The sequence below is a fragment of the Shewanella sp. NKUCC06_TVS genome, assembly GCF_019345515.1.
GTDB classification, from domain to species: Bacteria; Pseudomonadota; Gammaproteobacteria; order Enterobacterales; family Shewanellaceae; genus Shewanella; species Shewanella oncorhynchi.
The window spans coordinates 60640-76787 of the sequence record NZ_JAHKQX010000001.1 but is presented as its reverse complement, the minus strand read 5'-3'; the positions used below and the strand labels follow the sequence as shown (position 1 = coordinate 76787).

Below are 16148 nucleotides of genomic sequence, written 5' to 3'. Positions count from 1 at the left end.
GCGCTGAGTCATGTTTTATTGTCGTCGACACACTATTTAACCCTAACAATAAGAATCTGCTAAATTTTGCAACTCATGTCACTGCCCATTTGCCGACAGCTCATGTTATTCTAGGGAAAATATTGATCTGTATGCCCCGTTTTTAAGGCACCTTTAACTACACAAATAGGTTAATTACCCATGGTCATCTTTTCTGCCTCAGCCATGTTTTTTTATTGCATTGCATTGGTACTAGTGACGAGTAGATTGTTTCACCCAGACGGTCCGAATCGCCGTGCTGTCGCAGGCTTTGCCGCTATTGCGGTTATTTTGCATGCTGCAGCATTATCACAAGTGATTTTCACCACAGATGGCCAAAACTTTAGCCTGACGAATGTGATTTCCTTAGTGAACTGGATTATCGCTTTTACTTTTACGATATTGATGTTCAGGCTGAAAGTCATCGTCGTCGTGCCCGTGGTTTACGCCTGCTCAGTGCTTTCGGTTGCCCTACTCTGGTTATTGCCGCCTAAATTCATCACGCATTTTGAGCTTTATCCTGAAGTATTAGCCCACGTCGTATTGTCACTCATGGCCTACAGCGCCCTGATGATTGCCGCCCTGTATGCGATACAACTGGCGATGATCCAAAATAAACTGAAGAAAAAACAATTTATGCTGAGCCCTGGCATTCCGCCGCTGATGACAGTTGAAAAACAACTGTATCACCTAGTGATTATCGGCGTTATCTTGCTCAGTTTGTCGCTCGCGACTGGTTTTATCTTCCTTGAAGATATGTTCGCCGATGGTAAAGGTCATAAGGCAATTCTGTCGATAATGGCTTGGTTTGTATACATTACTATGCTGTGGCAACAGTATTGGGTCGGTTGTAAAATTCGTACCGCAGTCATTTATACTCTGACTGGCGCATCCTTACTTTCGCTCGCATATTTTGGCGCGCGCATTGTCAAAGAATTAATCCTCAACTAAACATTTAAGTCGGCTGGGGCAGTTATTGCTGCGGCCGACTTGACACTTTTTTTAAATGTCGGTATTTACTTAAGTTTACTGGCCACATTGGAGCCTTTTTTGGACGCTATATCGACAAGCGCACTCCTGATCGTTTTACTAGTGCTTATCCTATTCTCTGCCTATTTTTCAGGCTCAGAAACCGCAATGATGACTCTCAACCGTTACCGTTTACGCCACTTAGCCAACAATGGCCATAAAGGGGCGATTAGAGCCTTGAAGTTACTTGAGCGTCCTGACCGTTTGATTGGATTGATCTTAATTGGCAATAACTTAGTCAATATTTCCGCATCTGCTATTGCGACTATCATTGGTATGCGTCTTTGGGGTGACTTAGGGGTCGCTGTTGCAACTGGCGTGCTTACATTAGTCGTGCTCGTTTTTGCTGAAGTCACGCCAAAAACCATCGCAGCATTAAATCCTGAGCGTATTGCTTTTCCCTCTAGCATACTGCTACTTATATTTTCCTCTACCTTTGCCTATGTTGTCTCAAGCGTTAATTTGATAACCACAGGTATCTTACGTTTGATGGGGATAAAAACCGTTAATAGTAGCGATGCACTAAGCCAAGAAGAGTTGCGCACAGTGGTACATGAGGCAGGGGCACTCATCCCCCGACGCCACCAAGAAATGCTGTTATCTATCTTGGATTTAGAGAAAGTCACCGTTGAAGATATTATGGTGCCACGCTCAGATATCTACGGAATTAACGTCAATGACGAATTTAAGGTTATCAATCGTCAGGTGATCCAAAGTCCACATACCCGAGTGTTAGTGTATCGCGACACCATAGACGATGCAGTGGGCTTTATTCATTTACGCGATGCCCTGCGCCTCCAATCTAAAGAGCAATTTAGCAAGTCATCTTTGCTACGCGCAGTGAAAGAACTCTACTTTGTGCCAGAAGGTACGCCACTCAATGTGCAACTAGCTAACTTCCAACAAAATAAAGAGCGCATCGGCTTAGTCGTTGATGAATATGGTGATATTCAAGGTCTAGTAACACTCGAAGATATTCTCGAAGAGATTGTCGGCGACTTTACCACTTCTATGTTGACCACCCCGAGTGAAGACATTAAGGTCCAGCAAGATGGCAGCTACTTAGTCGATGCGGGCATTACGATCCGCGATTTGAATAAAGAAATGAAGTGGAACTTTCCCACCGATGGCCCTAAAACCCTCAATGGTCTGATTCTGGAGTATCTGGAGGAAATTCCTTCTGCGAATACCAGTTTACGTTTAGCAGGTTATCCATTAGAGATAATTGATGTGTCAGAGAATATGATTAATACAGTGAGAATTATCCCGCTGTATTATCATCCCCCCAGAGTTTAATCCTCAATTTTGAGCATAAAAATTGGCCGAACCACACAAGTTAAGATGTGGTCCGGCCGACGATTTCCTCCAAGCGATGATGCTCCCCCGAGCTATAAATCTATCTACTCTAATTCACTATCTAGCCAAGCTATGCAGATTTTTTCGCCTCAAGTATACGACGCTTCTCAAGCGCCATTGGCGTTATCTGGGCATTCAGCGCCTTTTCTAAGCCCAACATAAAATACACTTCCGCCATTAAGAAAAATGGCCCAATTAATAGCTGATTTAAGTCATCCACAAAGGCAGGCTTGGCTTTTTCATATTGATGGCCGATTAGCTGGAACACCCAGCCCACCACAAATACTCCTAGGGCAAGCCAAGTGGCACCGGCGATATGCGCCGCCCACTCAGTAGTGAGCAGCACAGGTACCATGAATAATATGAGCCCCATTGAAAGCCTTAAGTGTAAACGGACATAATAGGCCAACACGAGCATACCGACTATCATTGCTAAACTTGTCTCCCCCATACTGCCCAGCGGAATACGCACTGTGGCCAGCAACAGGAAAGCAGACCAAATAATCAGTGGGATGCCAATAAAATGGGTCTGAATATTACGCTGATTTAAGTGCACACTTTTGTAGGTCGATAACTGCTCTGCGGCGGATTTCATGTCGGGTTCCTCTTCATTTGCCCCTGCTTTTAACTGCGCCAAATTGAGCGACGCGAAAGCCATAAACTAACGTAAAACAATTAAACTGAACAGTAAAAGTAAATAAATTGTTGCATTCACTGATTTTGCATTTATTTAGATACCCATCCAGAAATGAAAAAAGGAACCCTAAGGTTCCTTTTTTACCACCAACAGACGCAAACTCGGGTTTATTGAGACTCTATGATTACCGTCGCAATCGCATAGGATTTTTCATCGGCAATAGAGATATGCCCAACCGTCGCTTTAAGCTGCTGTAAACGCGTCAGCGCCCCCTCGGTAAAGTGAATCGTCGGTGCACCATCCTCATTGTTGCCAATGTGAATATGCTGAAACGACACACCGCGGCCAATACCCGTACCGAGAGCTTTGGCTGCGGCCTCTTTTGCCGCAAAACGCTTGGCAAGATAACGACTTGGCTGACTATGGGCAGTATAAATGGCCAACTCAGACTCGGTCAGCACTCGTTTAGCGAGCTTGTCACCTGCGCGCGCCACATGCACCTGAATACGCTCAATCTCGACGATATCTGTGCCTAGGCCGACAATCGCCATTATTCGCCTCGACGACCTTCAAGCATTAACACTTTCATGTCTTTCACTGCTGTCGCTAAACCATCAATAGCGGCACGTGCGACAATCGCATGGCCGATATTAAGTTCATATAACTCAGGAATCGCCGCGATGGGTTTCACGTTGTGATAATGCAAACCATGACCCGCGTTAACCACTAAACCTTTGCCATGGGCGTATTTTGCCATTTCGCTAATACGCGCTAACTCAGTGGCTTCTTCTGCTTCAGTTTTAGCATCGGCATAACAGCCTGTATGAATTTCAATAAGCGGTGCGCCTGATGCAACGGCGGCATCAATTTGGGTTTTATCGGCATCGATAAATAAGGAGACTTGAATGCCCTCAGCGGCTAAACGAGTCACTGCGGCAGTGATTTTATCTAACTGCCCCGCCACATCTAAACCGCCTTCAGTGGTGACTTCTTGACGTTTTTCTGGCACTAAACAGACATAGGTCGGTTTAATTTCACAGGCGATGTTAAGCATTTCTTCGGTCACCGCACATTCGAAATTCATGCGGGTTTTCAAGGTTTTTGCCAACAAATATACATCGCGGTCTATGATGTGGCGTCTGTCTTCACGCAAATGGATAGTGATGCCATCGGCACCAGCATGTTCAGCAACGGCAGCAGCATGCACAGGATCAGGATAACTGGTGCCACGGGCTTGGCGCAGAGTAGCAATATGGTCGATATTCACGCCCAATAAGATACGGCTCATCGGGAACTCCTTAATGTTTAACGCTGATATTGCGGCCTATTGTACTTAGGCTCACGCTAAAAAACAGGAGCTAGGGCGAATTATTCCCATCAATCTTAGTTGGTACGGCAGTGCTGACGAACAATTGTCGACTCAACAAAGGTTTAGTCCCGAGTAATGGCGTTAACAGGGAGCGCATCAACAACTTAGCGCTCAAAAAATGTGCGTCGGTGAGCTGGTTATCGTTAAGCGCCGTCAACATTGCCCCTTGATAGGCATTGCGAGCACGGGAGTTGAGTACAAATTGAAAACCTAACTCAGGCACGAGCTGGTAATAATAGTCAGGCACGAGGGGTTCACCTTGAGTATCGCGGCTAAGAGAAGGCATAAAACCTAATTCCCGCAGCAAGGCAAGCTCAATATAACGCAGTTGGGATTGGCAAAACTTCGCGGCAAGGCCGACTAAGGCTTGATGATAAATGAGGAACAACTCTTCGGCATTGTGCTGTACAGACAAAGTGCGAACCAATAACTCATTGATATACATGCCAGCAAACAAGCTTTGACCAGAAAGAGGCACAGCAGGCGCAGCGGCTTCGACTTGAGTTAAGGTTTTTAATTCAGACTTACCGCTAAATTCGAAGATCAGCGGTTGAAAGGGCTGGAGAATACTCTTGATAGAGCGCTTACCGCTGCCGGTTCGGGCAACCACATCAACCCGTCCAATGCCGTCAACTAAGAGGTTAACTAAGACACTGGACTCTCGATATGGGCGATGATGTAAAACGTAACCACGTTTCATCGGTAAGCGCGCTCGCTGAAATTAATGCTTAATCGTCGCCGTAACCTAAGCTACGCAAGGCGCGTTCATCATCGGCCCAACCGGATTTCACTTTCACCCACACTTCGAGGAAAACTTTATTATCAAACAAGGTCTCCATGTCTAAGCGAGCTTGAGTTGCGATAGTACGAATACGTTCGCCCTTGCTACCAATCACCATACGTTTTTGACCTTCACGCTCAACAAGGATCAAGGCATTGATTTGATAAACACCATTTTCCATCATCTTGAACTGTTCAATCTCAACTGTCGCATCATAGGGTAATTCATCACCTAAGAAGCGCATCAGTTTTTCACGCACAATTTCCGACGCCATAAAACGTTGCGAACGATCGGTAACATAGTCTTCAGGGAAGAAGAAAGGTCCTTCAGGAATAGACGCCGCCGCTAGCTCTAAAATGCGCTTAACGTTGGTACCTTTACTGGCTGAAATCGGCAAAATTTCATCGAAAGGATATTTTTTGGCGACTTCTTCCAAATACGGGAACAGCGATTCTTTGTCTTTGATATTGTCGACTTTGTTAATCGCCAGAATTGTCTGACGCTCTTCACCGCCACGGCGTAATTTACTCAACACCATCTCATCATCGGCGGTCCACGTCATGCCATCGACCACAAAAATCACCATAGCTACATCGGCAAGCGAACTGGCTGCTGCGCGGTTCATCAGGCGGTTAATCGCCCGCTGCTCTTCTATGTGTAAACCTGGTGTATCGATGAACACGATTTGCTTCGGACCATCGGTATGAATACCCATGATACGGTGACGCGTTGTTTGTGGCTTTTTAGAAGTAATACTCACCTTCTGACCAAGCAAACGGTTGATTAACGTTGATTTACCGACGTTAGGGCGACCAATGATCGCCACCATGCCGCAATAAGTGACATCGTATTGGGCCGACGGAGTTGGCGCGGCCGCATTCATCCTTGCCAGTAATTCATCTAAACTCGGCTCAGTTGCCGCTTTTGCAGCATCGATACCTGACAAGTCTGTTTTTTTGGTCATTTCTTTAGTAACTCCAATACTTGAGCGGCCGCGATTTGCTCGGCTTTACGGCGTGAACTCGCCACACCAATGACGCTTTGGCTCAAGTCTTCAATACGACATTCAACGGTAAATGTCTGATCGTGGGCATCGCCTTCTATGTTGATTACTTGGTAATCAGGCAGCGGCTTTTTAAACCCTTGTAAATGTTCTTGCAGTAATGTCTTAGCATCTTTCTGGCTGATCCCAGGTTGGATTTCGGCCAAACGCTCGGCATACCATTTCAACAGTAATGCACGGCAAACTTCGAGATCGGAATCAAGGTAAACGGCGCCAATAATGGCTTCAACCGCATCGGCAAGAATCGACTCGCGTCTAAATCCGCCACTTTTCAACTCGCCAGGACCGAGATATAAATAATCGCCGAGCTTAAACTCTTGGGCGATGATAGTTAAGGTATCACCGCGAACTAAAGTGGCACGCATCCGGCTTAAATCGCCTTCGGTTGCCTTCGGAAACTGATGATACAAAGCATCAGAAATCACAATAGATAAAATTGAATCACCTAAAAACTCTAAGCGTTCATTGTGTTTATTTGCCGCACTTCTGTGGGTCAGCGCTTGAGTCAAAAGCTCAATATTCTTGAACTCATAACCTAAAGTACGACACAAACGTGGCAAATTTTTAATCGGTTCCATGCTATTTAATTCCACCTACACGCTCAAAACGTACACCACTTGGCACCCAAGTTGGGAGGAAGTCGGCTTTTGAACGGTCAAATTCAAAACTAATCCAAATCGCAACCGCTTTACCGACCAGGTTTTCTTCTGGCACAAAGCCCCAGAAACGACTGTCGGTACTGTTATCGCGGTTATCACCCATGGCAAAGTAATGGCCTTCTGGCACTAAAAACTCACCCGCGGGTAAATTACCTTCGCGCTTAAAATATCCCAGCATGTCGGGACGACTTGGGTTGATCAAAATATCGTGGGCGACCTCGCCCAGTTGCTCCGTGTAACGCAGTAATGGCACGCCATCTTGGCTGTAATCACCACGACTGATCTCTGTGCGGGCGATAACTTGTGGTTCTGGGCAAGCTGTTTGCTCAACGCCACAGGCCTTCTGGATCATCAACTGCTTGTTACGGTAAATAATTCTATCACCCGGTAAACCGACAACACGCTTAATGTAGTCAATTTGCGGATTTTCAGGATACTTAAATACCACCACATCACCGCGTTTGGGCTCGCCAGTTTCAACCAACTTGGTTCGCCATACGGGATCTTTAAGCCCATAACTAAATTTTTCCACCAGAATGAAGTCGCCCACTAAGAGGGTAGGCATCATAGAACCCGATGGTATTTGAAATGGCTCATAAATGAATGAACGTAGGATCAACACAAAGGCAATCACAGGGAAGATAGAGTGCGCGGTTTCGACTATGGTCGACTCACGAATGATTTGGTACTCAGCTTCTTCAGTTAAATTCGCTTGTGATGCCTTTGCTAACGCTAAACTCTCACGACGCTTTGGCGCGAAAACGAGCACATCGACTAACCATATAAGTCCTGAGATCAGGGTGATTAGCACTAGAATAATGGAAAAATACGCTGCCATTGCTTATTGAACTCCTGCCTTAAAAATAATTAAAGGTGCCTAACTCAGCGAATATCATACTTTAGTTAACTTACCGTATTCGACCTTGGTAAACCAAAGTGATAAACCAATGCGATAACCTAACTAAAGCGCCGCAAACAGCGGCGCAATAGTCAACTAAATTGTCACTTCTTATGCTAACGATTACTCGTTTAGCTTAAGTACCGCTAAGAATGCTTCTTGTGGCACCTCAACGTTACCCACTTGCTTCATCCGTTTCTTACCCTCTTTTTGTTTATTTAAGAGTTTTTTCTTACGAGAAACGTCGCCGCCATAACACTTAGCCGTTACGTCTTTACGCAGGGCTTTCACGGTTGAACGGGCAATAATTTGACTGCCCACCGCCGCTTGAATCGCAATATCAAACATCTGACGTGGAATAAGTTCTTTCATCTTATCCACTAAAGCTAAACCACGGTGACGAATGTTTGATCTATGGATAACCATAGCCAAGGCGTCGACTCGGTCGCCGTTGATGAGAATATCTAAACGCACCATGTCTGCAGGATCGAAACGAATAAAGTTATATTCGAGGGATGCATAGCCACGGCTAGTGGATTTCAAACGGTCGAAGAAGTCCATGACCACTTCCGCCATTGGCAGATGGTAAGTTACAGCCACTTGGTTACCGTGGTAAACCATGTTCACTTGGGTGCCACGTTTTTCAATACACAGGGTAATCACGTTACCTAAGTATTCTTTTGGCACTAAAATGTTGGCCTCAACAATCGGCTCACGCATTTCTTCAATGTTGTTAATCGCAGGCAGATCAGACGGGTTATCAACGTAAATCGTTTCACCGCTGGTCATGACGACTTCGTACACTACGGTTGGCGCAGTGGTGATCAACTCTAGGTTGTATTCACGCTCTAAACGCTCTTGTACGATTTCCATGTGGAGCAGGCCTAAATAGCCAATGCGGAAACCAAAACCGAGTGCAGATGAACTTTCAGGTTCAAAGAATAATGACGCATCGTTCAGGCTGAGTTTGTTCAGCGCATCACGGAAGTTTTCATATTCGTCGGTCGAAATTGGGAATACGCCAGCGTATACCTGTGGCTTCACTTTCTTAAAACCAGGTAACGGCTTTTCAGCACCATTTTTGGCTAAAGTTAACGTATCGCCCACGGGCGCGCCGTGAATTTCCTTCAGACCCGCAATCACAAAGCCGACTTCACCGGTTTTAAGTTCGGTTTTATCAGTTTGTTTTGGGGTGAAAATACCGACGCGATCCGCAGTGTGGTTTTGCCCTGTAGACATGACCTTAAACTTGTCACCTTTTTTCAGGCTACCGTGTTTAATTCGCACTAACGACACTACGCCTAAGTAGTTATCAAACCAAGAATCGATGATCAAGGCTTGCAATGGTGCGTCAGGATCGCCTTCTGGCGGTGGAATTTTGGCAACAATGACTTCTAAAACCTCGTCGACACCGACACCGGTTTTAGCCGAACAACGCACAGCATCCATCGCATCAATACCAACGATATCTTCAATCTCGGCAGCAACACGTTCTGGATCGGCTTGTGGTAAGTCAATCTTGTTTAAAATGGGTACCACATCTAGATTCATATCCAGCGCGGTATAACAGTTTGCCAGTGTCTGAGCTTCAACGCCCTGACCCGCATCAACCACCAGCAAAGCACCTTCACAGGCAGCTAATGAGCGCGAGACCTCGTAGGAGAAGTCAACGTGACCTGGGGTATCAATAAAGTTGAGTTGATAGATAAGGCCATCTTTGGCTTTATAATCCAAAGTGACACTTTGTGCCTTAATCGTAATACCACGCTCACGTTCTAGATCCATAGAATCTAAAACTTGAGAATCCATTTCACGGTCGGTTAAACCGCCACAAACCTGAATAAGACGATCTGATAGCGTCGATTTACCATGGTCGATATGGGCAATAATTGAGAAGTTTCTAATTTGTTTCATTATGCTGCAATGACTAATACTGAAAATGGATACGGTTCAAAGGAGCGAAATTGTACCTGATTGCGGTTTCAATACCAATCACATTCACTCCTACTTAAGACAGGCCGATAAAACAACGCCCAAAACCGCAGTTAGCTGCTATTTGATAAAAAATAACACATTGAAATTATTGAGCTAATTCGTTTAAATTGATGCTCCTACCTAAATAGGCTAAAATCACAGGCTGAGCATCAACTTCTAAACGTTTAGCCTGTTGCTTACCAAAAGACCACGCAATCAAGGCACCAACGGCCGCAAAGCCCATGGCACCTAGGTTAGGATTAAACTCAAGCAACTGGCCTAAAAATTGGCCTAACGCCGCGCCGACAAACAGGCCAAACAGCGGCATTAAATAGATTAGTGCCGCGGCTTTGAGGATCACGCTCTCGGGAAGGCCTAATTTGAGTAATTCACCAGCCTCACAGCGGCGGTCACTCTGAATAGAAAATTGCTGGGTTTTCGAGGAAAAAGCCTGAGCGACAGCAGAGGTCCCGCAAGACTCACTGTTACTGCAGCTCTTGCAGGTACTCTTAAGTTCCACTTCAACCGTCAACCAGCCTTGACTATCACTGGAGACGACTCTGGCAATTTCTTCCATCATAATCGGCGTCCTATTCTAGCGTCAGACTTTTAGCAATGCGCGTTAAGGTTTCTGTCGGCACTTTACCCACAGCAACCACTTCGGCATTACCGACTTTTTCTGAGACTAATGACAAGCCATTACGGGTAATTAATTCTTCAGGCAATGGACTCGTGCCCGCACGCGCCACATAAACAGAAATATTTGCCAGTCCATCGGTCAGTGCTATGTATTCCACCGCTTCGTGACTGCCAATTAATCTATGGTGGTCGCGCACTACCACAGTAAAACCTGCGGGTAACCAAGCAAATTGCCAGTTTTGACCGTCTTGGCGCTCGGCTTGATCGATAACTGCCGGCCACTCTTGCTTATAGGCCTCTTGCAAAATGGCTGGCGGCTCGCTGAATTCAATGAGTTCAATCACCATGATCTGCTCAAGTAATTGCTTATCTTGAGTCAGCATGTCGTATCTCAGCGGCAGATAGGTTTCCATATCAAGCCAAATTTGAAAGCCATAACGGAATTCATCATTAGGCAACAGGCGGATCATCTGCCCCGGACGCCCAGCGATACGGGTACGGCCACCGAGTACAAACTGATAACCCACTTCTAAGTCCGCCATATTGGCAGAGAAAGCAGCAGGCCAGACACCTTGAATATGATTAGAAACGATACTATACGCAGGCTCATCGTGCTCAATAAAGGTGACACGATTACCGACACGCACTGCATTTTTAGGTGGACCGTTAAGGTATTCTAGAAAGGCAACTTCTTGATTATTCACCTTACCATGCAGGTAAACCAAAGGCCGAATATGATCGGCCTGAAGTTGAATAATCGATGCTTTAAACTCTTTCTCTCGTAAAGCCTGACTCATTTTCTCGAGCCAAGCTTTGGCAGGCATGTCTTCCTGCGCGGTTGCAGGAAAGACCAAGGCTAATAAAGCCAACAGGATTAGACGCAAGCTAACTCCTCGTTATTGATTGACCGGAACAGGTACGACCTCGGTATTGTCCTCTACAACCGCACCAGTATTCAATCGTTGTTGCAACATATGATCTTGGATATAAGTATTAATTCGGCGACGTTGCTCATTTACCTGATCATTGGTATAGCCTTGATTCTGTTGTACAGGACCGGTTTGTAGGCTCACAGGTGATGCGCTACCAATCAGCGGCCTTGTAATTAACACGGGCGATGGTGACGCGGCATCATCGGCGGTTTGATTGTAATTCTGCACACCTACAATCGCAAACATAGCAACCGTCGCAGCAATGGCATATTGACCAAATTGCTTAAATAAAGGTATGACGCGGCTTTGCTCCGAATTGGCGGCAATTTGTGGCGTTACAGGTGCAGTAACTTTAGACGCATGATGCTTAGGCGCAACTATCGCTGGCTCAAGTTCAATGGCGGCAGCAATGCTAGCAGAGAGATCTAACACAATAGTCTGCGGCAATTCGCCACGCATGGCATCGCCTATCATATGATAGTTATGCCATTTATCATGTGAATGTGTATCAGCAGATAACTCTGCCATGGTCTGTTCATCAGTCTCTCCATCGACTGCGGCAGATACCCATTCTTGACCTAATTTATCCATTTTTCACCTGTCTAAATATAAGGGTTTCTTAAAATAAGAATTTAGGCTTCCAGCAAAGGCTGGAGCTTTTTATCGATTGCCTCTCGAGCTCGGAAGATACGCGATCTTACGGTCCCGACAGGACAATCCATGACTATGGCAATATCTTCGTAACTCATACCATCAAGTTCACGCAATGAGATGGCCATTCGTAATTCTTCAGGCAAGGTCTCTAATGTATCGAAAATCACTTTTTTGATTTCATCCGATAACATTAGCCGTTCTGGGGAGGCAAACTCCTTCAGCGCGTCACTGCCTTCGTAATATTCGGCATCTTCTGCATCAACATCATTCGCAGGCGTTCTACGCCCCTGTGATACGAGATAATTCTTCGCAGTGTTTACTGCGATGCGGTACAACCAAGTATAAAATGCACTTTCACCGCGAAAGTTTGGCAAAGCTCTGTAAGCTTTGATAAACGCTTCCTGTGCCACATCAGCAACGTCCGCTTGGTTCCGTACATAACGGGATATCAAGCTAATGACTTTACTTTGATATTTAAGCACTAACAGGTTAAAAGCGTTTTTATCACCTTGTTGTACGCGCTCAACTAATTGTTGATCACTTAATTGTCCACTCATCCGAGCCGACTTCTCCTAAATCTAAAATGCTGATTTCTCAGTCGCTCGAATCATATTCACTTATGTAGACTCGCGGGCTTTGAAAAAGTTCTAAAAATTATACAAAAAAAGTAAGGTAAAAAGGAAAGTACCCATAATCGGTGAGTTGGTTTACCATAGATGGCACTCTTCAGTCACATCATGATACCCGATGAAACAAGTAGTTGAACACCAATCTGACATATTAGTCATAGGTAGCGGTGCCGCAGGTCTGACACTAGCTTTGCATCTTGCTGAAAAAGCAAAAGTAATTCTGCTTTCAAAAGGCCCACTCTCGGAAGGGTCGACTTACTACGCCCAAGGCGGTATCGCCTCCGTCTTCGACGAAAGTGACACTATCGAATCCCATGTTGCAGACACCTTAATCGCAGGTGCGGGTTTATGCGACAAAGACGTCGTCACTTTTACCGCTGAAAATGCTAAGAGTGCGATGCAATGGCTTATCGAATGTGGCGTTGCCTTCGATAAAGAAGAAACCACAGACGGCAACGCAAAAGATGCACCTTACCATTTAACCCGTGAAGGCGGCCATAGCCACAGACGTATTCTGCACGCTGCCGATGCCACAGGCAAAGAAGTGCAAACCACACTGCAAGAGCGCGCACTCGCCCACCCCAATATTCAAGTTTTAGAACGCTATAACGCCATCGACCTCATCACCACCCGTAAATTAAATCGCCCAGGTAACCGTGTGTTAGGCGCTTATGTGTGGAATCGCAATGAAGAGCACGTCGAAACCGTTAAGGCCAAGTTTGTTGCGTTAGCAACAGGCGGTAGCTCTAAGGTTTATCAATATACCTCAAACCCCGATGTCGCTAGTGGTGATGGTATTGCCATGGCATGGCGTGCAGGTTGCCGCGTGGCGAATATGGAGTTCAACCAATTCCATCCGACGTGTTTGTACCACGCAGATGCGCGCAACTTCTTACTCACCGAAGCCCTGCGTGGTGAAGGTGCTTATCTGCGTCGTCCTGATGGCAGCCGCTTTATGCCGGACTTTGATGAACGCGCTGAGCTCGCTCCCCGTGACATCGTTGCCCGCGCCATCGATTATGAGATGAAACGTCTGGGTGCCGACTGTGTGTATCTGGATATCAGCCATAAAGATGCTGACTTTGTGATGAAGCATTTTCCGACCATCTATAGCCGTTGCTTAGATCTGGGAATTGATATCACTAAGGATGCAATCCCTGTCGTGCCTGCTGCTCACTATACCTGCGGTGGAGTAATGACAGATATGCACGGTCAAACGGATCTCAATGGTCTCTATGCTATTGGTGAAGTCGCCTATACGGGCTTACATGGCGCCAATCGTCTGGCGAGTAACTCGTTACTCGAATGTTTAGTGTTTGCCCGTGCGGCGTCACAGGACATAGAAAGCCAACTGCATAAAATTCAAATCCCGGGACAAATTCCAGCATGGGATGAAAGTAAAGTGTCGAACTCGGATGAGGAAGTGGTCATCGCCCATAACTGGCACGAACTGCGGTTATTCATGTGGGACTACGTCGGAATTGTACGCTCTGATAAACGTCTGGAGCGAGCACTGCGCCGCTGCCTGATGTTACAGCAAGAAATTCAGGAATATTACAGTAACTTCAGGGTTAGCAATAACTTGCTCGAATTACGTAACTTAGTGCAAGTGGCCGAATTAATTATTCGCTGTGCCATGGAGCGTAAAGAAAGCCGTGGGCTGCATTTTAATATCGATCATCCAGAGAAATTAGACGCGCCTCGCCCAACAATTTTACTACCAGAAAAGTAACCGCATACGCATAGGTGACTTCATCATAAACAGACTAAATCTCAGAATGAGGTTTAGTCTTTTGCATTTTAGCCCGCAGCAACAGCCGACATAAATGTCGATAGTCAGTATCATTTAACATATCAGCCCAAACCAGCAAGAGCCGCAGCTGAGTATCCACTTCGATATAAATCAAGCAAACAAAGGGCGTGACCCAAGTGCGTTTTAGTACCTGAAAGTGCTCCCCCGTTGACAAACGTCCCTCGCCTTTATCACTCAGCACAAAATCTAAACGCCAATGCTGCAGTCGCCACAACTGCAACAGCAAGAAAATACTGACAAGTACGATAAACAAATATTTAAGCAGAGATAAGGCGATAATCTCGCTTTGGGGCCAAAGCAGAAATGAGCTAGAACAGACACCAATAAAAACGACCAACGAGAGTCGTTGGTCGAAAGAGGCTTTTACGCTGAAACTATGGTGCCGGTCTTCCACGGACTTTCACTATCATACGAGCCAGTTCAGTGTCAGGGCACACTTCATGGCCCATAAACCAAGCAAACAATTCTGGATCTTCACATTCCAACAAACGGATAAACACGGTTTTATCTTCATCGGACATTTCTTGATAGAAGTTTTCAACAAAAGGTTGAAGCAAGACGTCTAATTCCAGCATCCCACGGCGACATGCCCAGCGAACCCTTGCGATGTTCATTAATTCCAAGGTATTTCTCCCAACACAGATTTGGCATTAGTCTATCAGTTCACTGACTAAAGTGTCGATTAACCCTTCATATTGGCTCACAAAATTAGCATTGTTGTACTTGCGTATCGAGCCCCTCAAAGAGATCGCTAAAATCTGTATCCAATAATCGCTTTACCGCAGGATGTTGGATCATACGTTCGGCAAACATCACATGGTATTCCTCTTTCACATCGGTGGTTTCACCGAGCAAATTCATACCATGGGAAATCACTTCTTGGCGATAAATCGACGGAGTGACAAAAATACCTCGTTTAAGGTAACCAAAGGCTTTCATCATGGCCGCATCATCGAACTCGCCCAAAATACTGACTTTAAGATTTTGCTCGTCAAACCAGCGATATAGCTGTTGTCCGAGTGAAGTTCTACGGCCGGGGATTAATAGCTGGCCTTGTTCTAAACAGGCAGGAAAATCAGCGCTATAAGTCTCAGCGGAGAAAAAACTCACGCCACACTCGCCTAATTTTTTAGATAAAATTTCAGGGTATTTCAGTGACTCACCTGCACAATCCGAAAGGATCATATCCAGTTTATGCTCACGTAAACGCGCCATTAGGCTCTCGTGAGTCGCCTCATAGCAGGCTAAGTGCATAGAATTGTCATTAGGCACTACGGATAATAACACTCGGCTGACTAAAGCTTTAGATAAGGCATCGGCAATACCCACCTCGAATAACATGGCATCCGCTTTTTGATAGTTAAGTAAATCGAGCATTTCATAGCTAAGGCTAAACATCTTATCGGCGTAGCGAAACACCAATTCACCTAATTCTGTCGCCTCCAATGTCCGCCCGACTCGCTTGAACAGACTGCCGTTTAACCTATCTTCTAAGGCACGAATTTGCCCAGTTATCGTTTGCGGCGTTAAACAGAGGGCTTCGGCCGCCTTCGCGACTGAGCCCTTTTTCTTAATCATCCAAAAATAATACAAGTGGTTATAATTCAAGTGCAGCATGCTAACCCGCTGTTAATGCTCCCTCAAACGCCAAGGCGCTGAGGGGGGGACTGTGTTATTTTAAACTCGATAGTTTAAAA

Annotated in this window: 18 protein-coding genes; 3 read left to right on the top strand and 15 right to left on the bottom strand. The window is 45.7% G+C overall.

The features are described from left to right. Positions 1–180 precede the first annotated feature (180 nt). A complete protein-coding gene (gene ccsA / locus KO531_RS00340; RefSeq protein ID WP_028760813.1) occupies positions 181–969 on the top strand; it encodes a cytochrome c biogenesis protein CcsA in 789 nt (262 codons plus the stop codon). A 99-nt stretch (positions 970–1068) separates the two neighbouring features. Further along, the gene (locus KO531_RS00335) at positions 1069–2343 is read left to right on the top strand and encodes a CNNM domain-containing protein (protein ID WP_173246117.1); all 1275 of its coding nucleotides are present in this window, start codon (positions 1069–1071) and stop codon (positions 2341–2343) included. Between the two features lie 130 nt (positions 2344–2473). Here KO531_RS00335 and KO531_RS00330 read toward each other — a convergent pair whose 3' ends face one another. From KO531_RS00330 to rpoE, 12 genes are all read right to left on the bottom strand, one after another. Beyond that, positions 2474–2998, bottom strand: coding sequence for an Mpo1-like protein (locus KO531_RS00330; RefSeq protein WP_173246121.1), 525 nt, complete (start codon positions 2996–2998; stop codon positions 2474–2476). A 209-nt stretch (positions 2999–3207) separates the two neighbouring features. Next, the gene (gene acpS / locus KO531_RS00325; RefSeq protein ID WP_028760816.1) at positions 3208–3591 is read right to left on the bottom strand and encodes a holo-ACP synthase; all 384 of its coding nucleotides are present in this window, start codon (positions 3589–3591) and stop codon (positions 3208–3210) included. Continuing rightward, complete coding sequence (pdxJ, locus tag KO531_RS00320) at positions 3591–4328, bottom strand: pyridoxine 5'-phosphate synthase (protein ID WP_006080782.1); 738 nt, start codon at positions 4326–4328, stop codon at positions 3591–3593. Before pdxJ ends, acpS begins: the two co-directional genes overlap by 1 nt. A 70-nt stretch (positions 4329–4398) precedes the next feature. Next, positions 4399–5109: a DNA repair protein RecO gene (gene recO / locus KO531_RS00315; RefSeq protein WP_219250088.1), complete on the bottom strand. Its 711-nt coding sequence runs from the start codon at positions 5107–5109 to the stop codon at positions 4399–4401. Positions 5110–5137: 28 nt separating this feature from the next. Continuing rightward, entirely contained in the window at positions 5138–6154 is a 1017-nt protein-coding gene (gene era, locus KO531_RS00310) for a GTPase Era (RefSeq protein WP_028760819.1), read from the bottom strand. After that, positions 6151–6831 (bottom strand): ribonuclease III, encoded by a 681-nt coding sequence (gene rnc / locus KO531_RS00305; protein WP_012088603.1) that lies wholly within the window; start codon positions 6829–6831, stop codon positions 6151–6153. Before rnc ends, era begins: the two co-directional genes overlap by 4 nt. A 1-nt stretch (position 6832) precedes the next feature. Continuing rightward, positions 6833–7750, bottom strand: coding sequence for a signal peptidase I (gene lepB, locus KO531_RS00300; RefSeq protein ID WP_113940664.1), 918 nt, complete (start codon positions 7748–7750; stop codon positions 6833–6835). A 183-nt stretch (positions 7751–7933) separates the two neighbouring features. Continuing rightward, the gene (gene lepA / locus KO531_RS00295) at positions 7934–9724 is read right to left on the bottom strand and encodes a translation elongation factor 4 (RefSeq protein ID WP_219250087.1); all 1791 of its coding nucleotides are present in this window, start codon (positions 9722–9724) and stop codon (positions 7934–7936) included. Positions 9725–9890: 166 nt separating this feature from the next. Further along, positions 9891–10364, bottom strand: coding sequence for a SoxR reducing system RseC family protein (locus KO531_RS00290; protein WP_105249858.1), 474 nt, complete (start codon positions 10362–10364; stop codon positions 9891–9893). Between the two features lie 10 nt (positions 10365–10374). Then, a complete protein-coding gene (locus tag KO531_RS00285) occupies positions 10375–11307 on the bottom strand; it encodes a MucB/RseB C-terminal domain-containing protein (protein WP_028760824.1) in 933 nt (310 codons plus the stop codon). A 12-nt stretch (positions 11308–11319) separates the two neighbouring features. Then, positions 11320–11946: an RseA family anti-sigma factor gene (locus KO531_RS00280; protein ID WP_212599986.1), complete on the bottom strand. Its 627-nt coding sequence runs from the start codon at positions 11944–11946 to the stop codon at positions 11320–11322. A gap of 41 nt (positions 11947–11987) precedes the next feature. Beyond that, on the bottom strand, positions 11988–12566 hold the full coding sequence (gene rpoE, locus KO531_RS00275; protein WP_028760826.1) for an RNA polymerase sigma factor RpoE: 579 nt from the start codon (positions 12564–12566) through the stop codon (positions 11988–11990). Positions 12567–12756: 190 nt separating this feature from the next. Here rpoE and nadB point away from each other — a divergent pair, with 190 nt between their 5' ends. After that, a complete protein-coding gene (nadB, locus tag KO531_RS00270; protein WP_028760827.1) occupies positions 12757–14370 on the top strand; it encodes an L-aspartate oxidase in 1614 nt (537 codons plus the stop codon). 34 nt (positions 14371–14404) lie between these two features. Here the strand turns inward: nadB and KO531_RS00265 are convergent, their stop codons facing one another. From KO531_RS00265 to nhaR, 3 genes are all read right to left on the bottom strand, one after another. After that, positions 14405–14845, bottom strand: coding sequence for a protein YgfX (locus tag KO531_RS00265; RefSeq protein WP_219250086.1), 441 nt, complete (start codon positions 14843–14845; stop codon positions 14405–14407). Further along, on the bottom strand, positions 14826–15074 hold the full coding sequence (locus KO531_RS00260) for a succinate dehydrogenase assembly factor 2 (RefSeq protein WP_028760829.1): 249 nt from the start codon (positions 15072–15074) through the stop codon (positions 14826–14828). The genes KO531_RS00265 and KO531_RS00260 overlap by 20 nt, the downstream gene beginning before the upstream one ends. A gap of 85 nt (positions 15075–15159) precedes the next feature. Continuing rightward, positions 15160–16068 carry a transcriptional activator NhaR gene (gene nhaR, locus KO531_RS00255; RefSeq protein WP_028760830.1) on the bottom strand — a complete coding sequence of 303 codons (909 nt, stop codon included), beginning with the start codon at positions 16066–16068 and terminating at the stop codon, positions 15160–15162. Between the last annotated feature and the right edge of the window lie 80 nt (positions 16069–16148).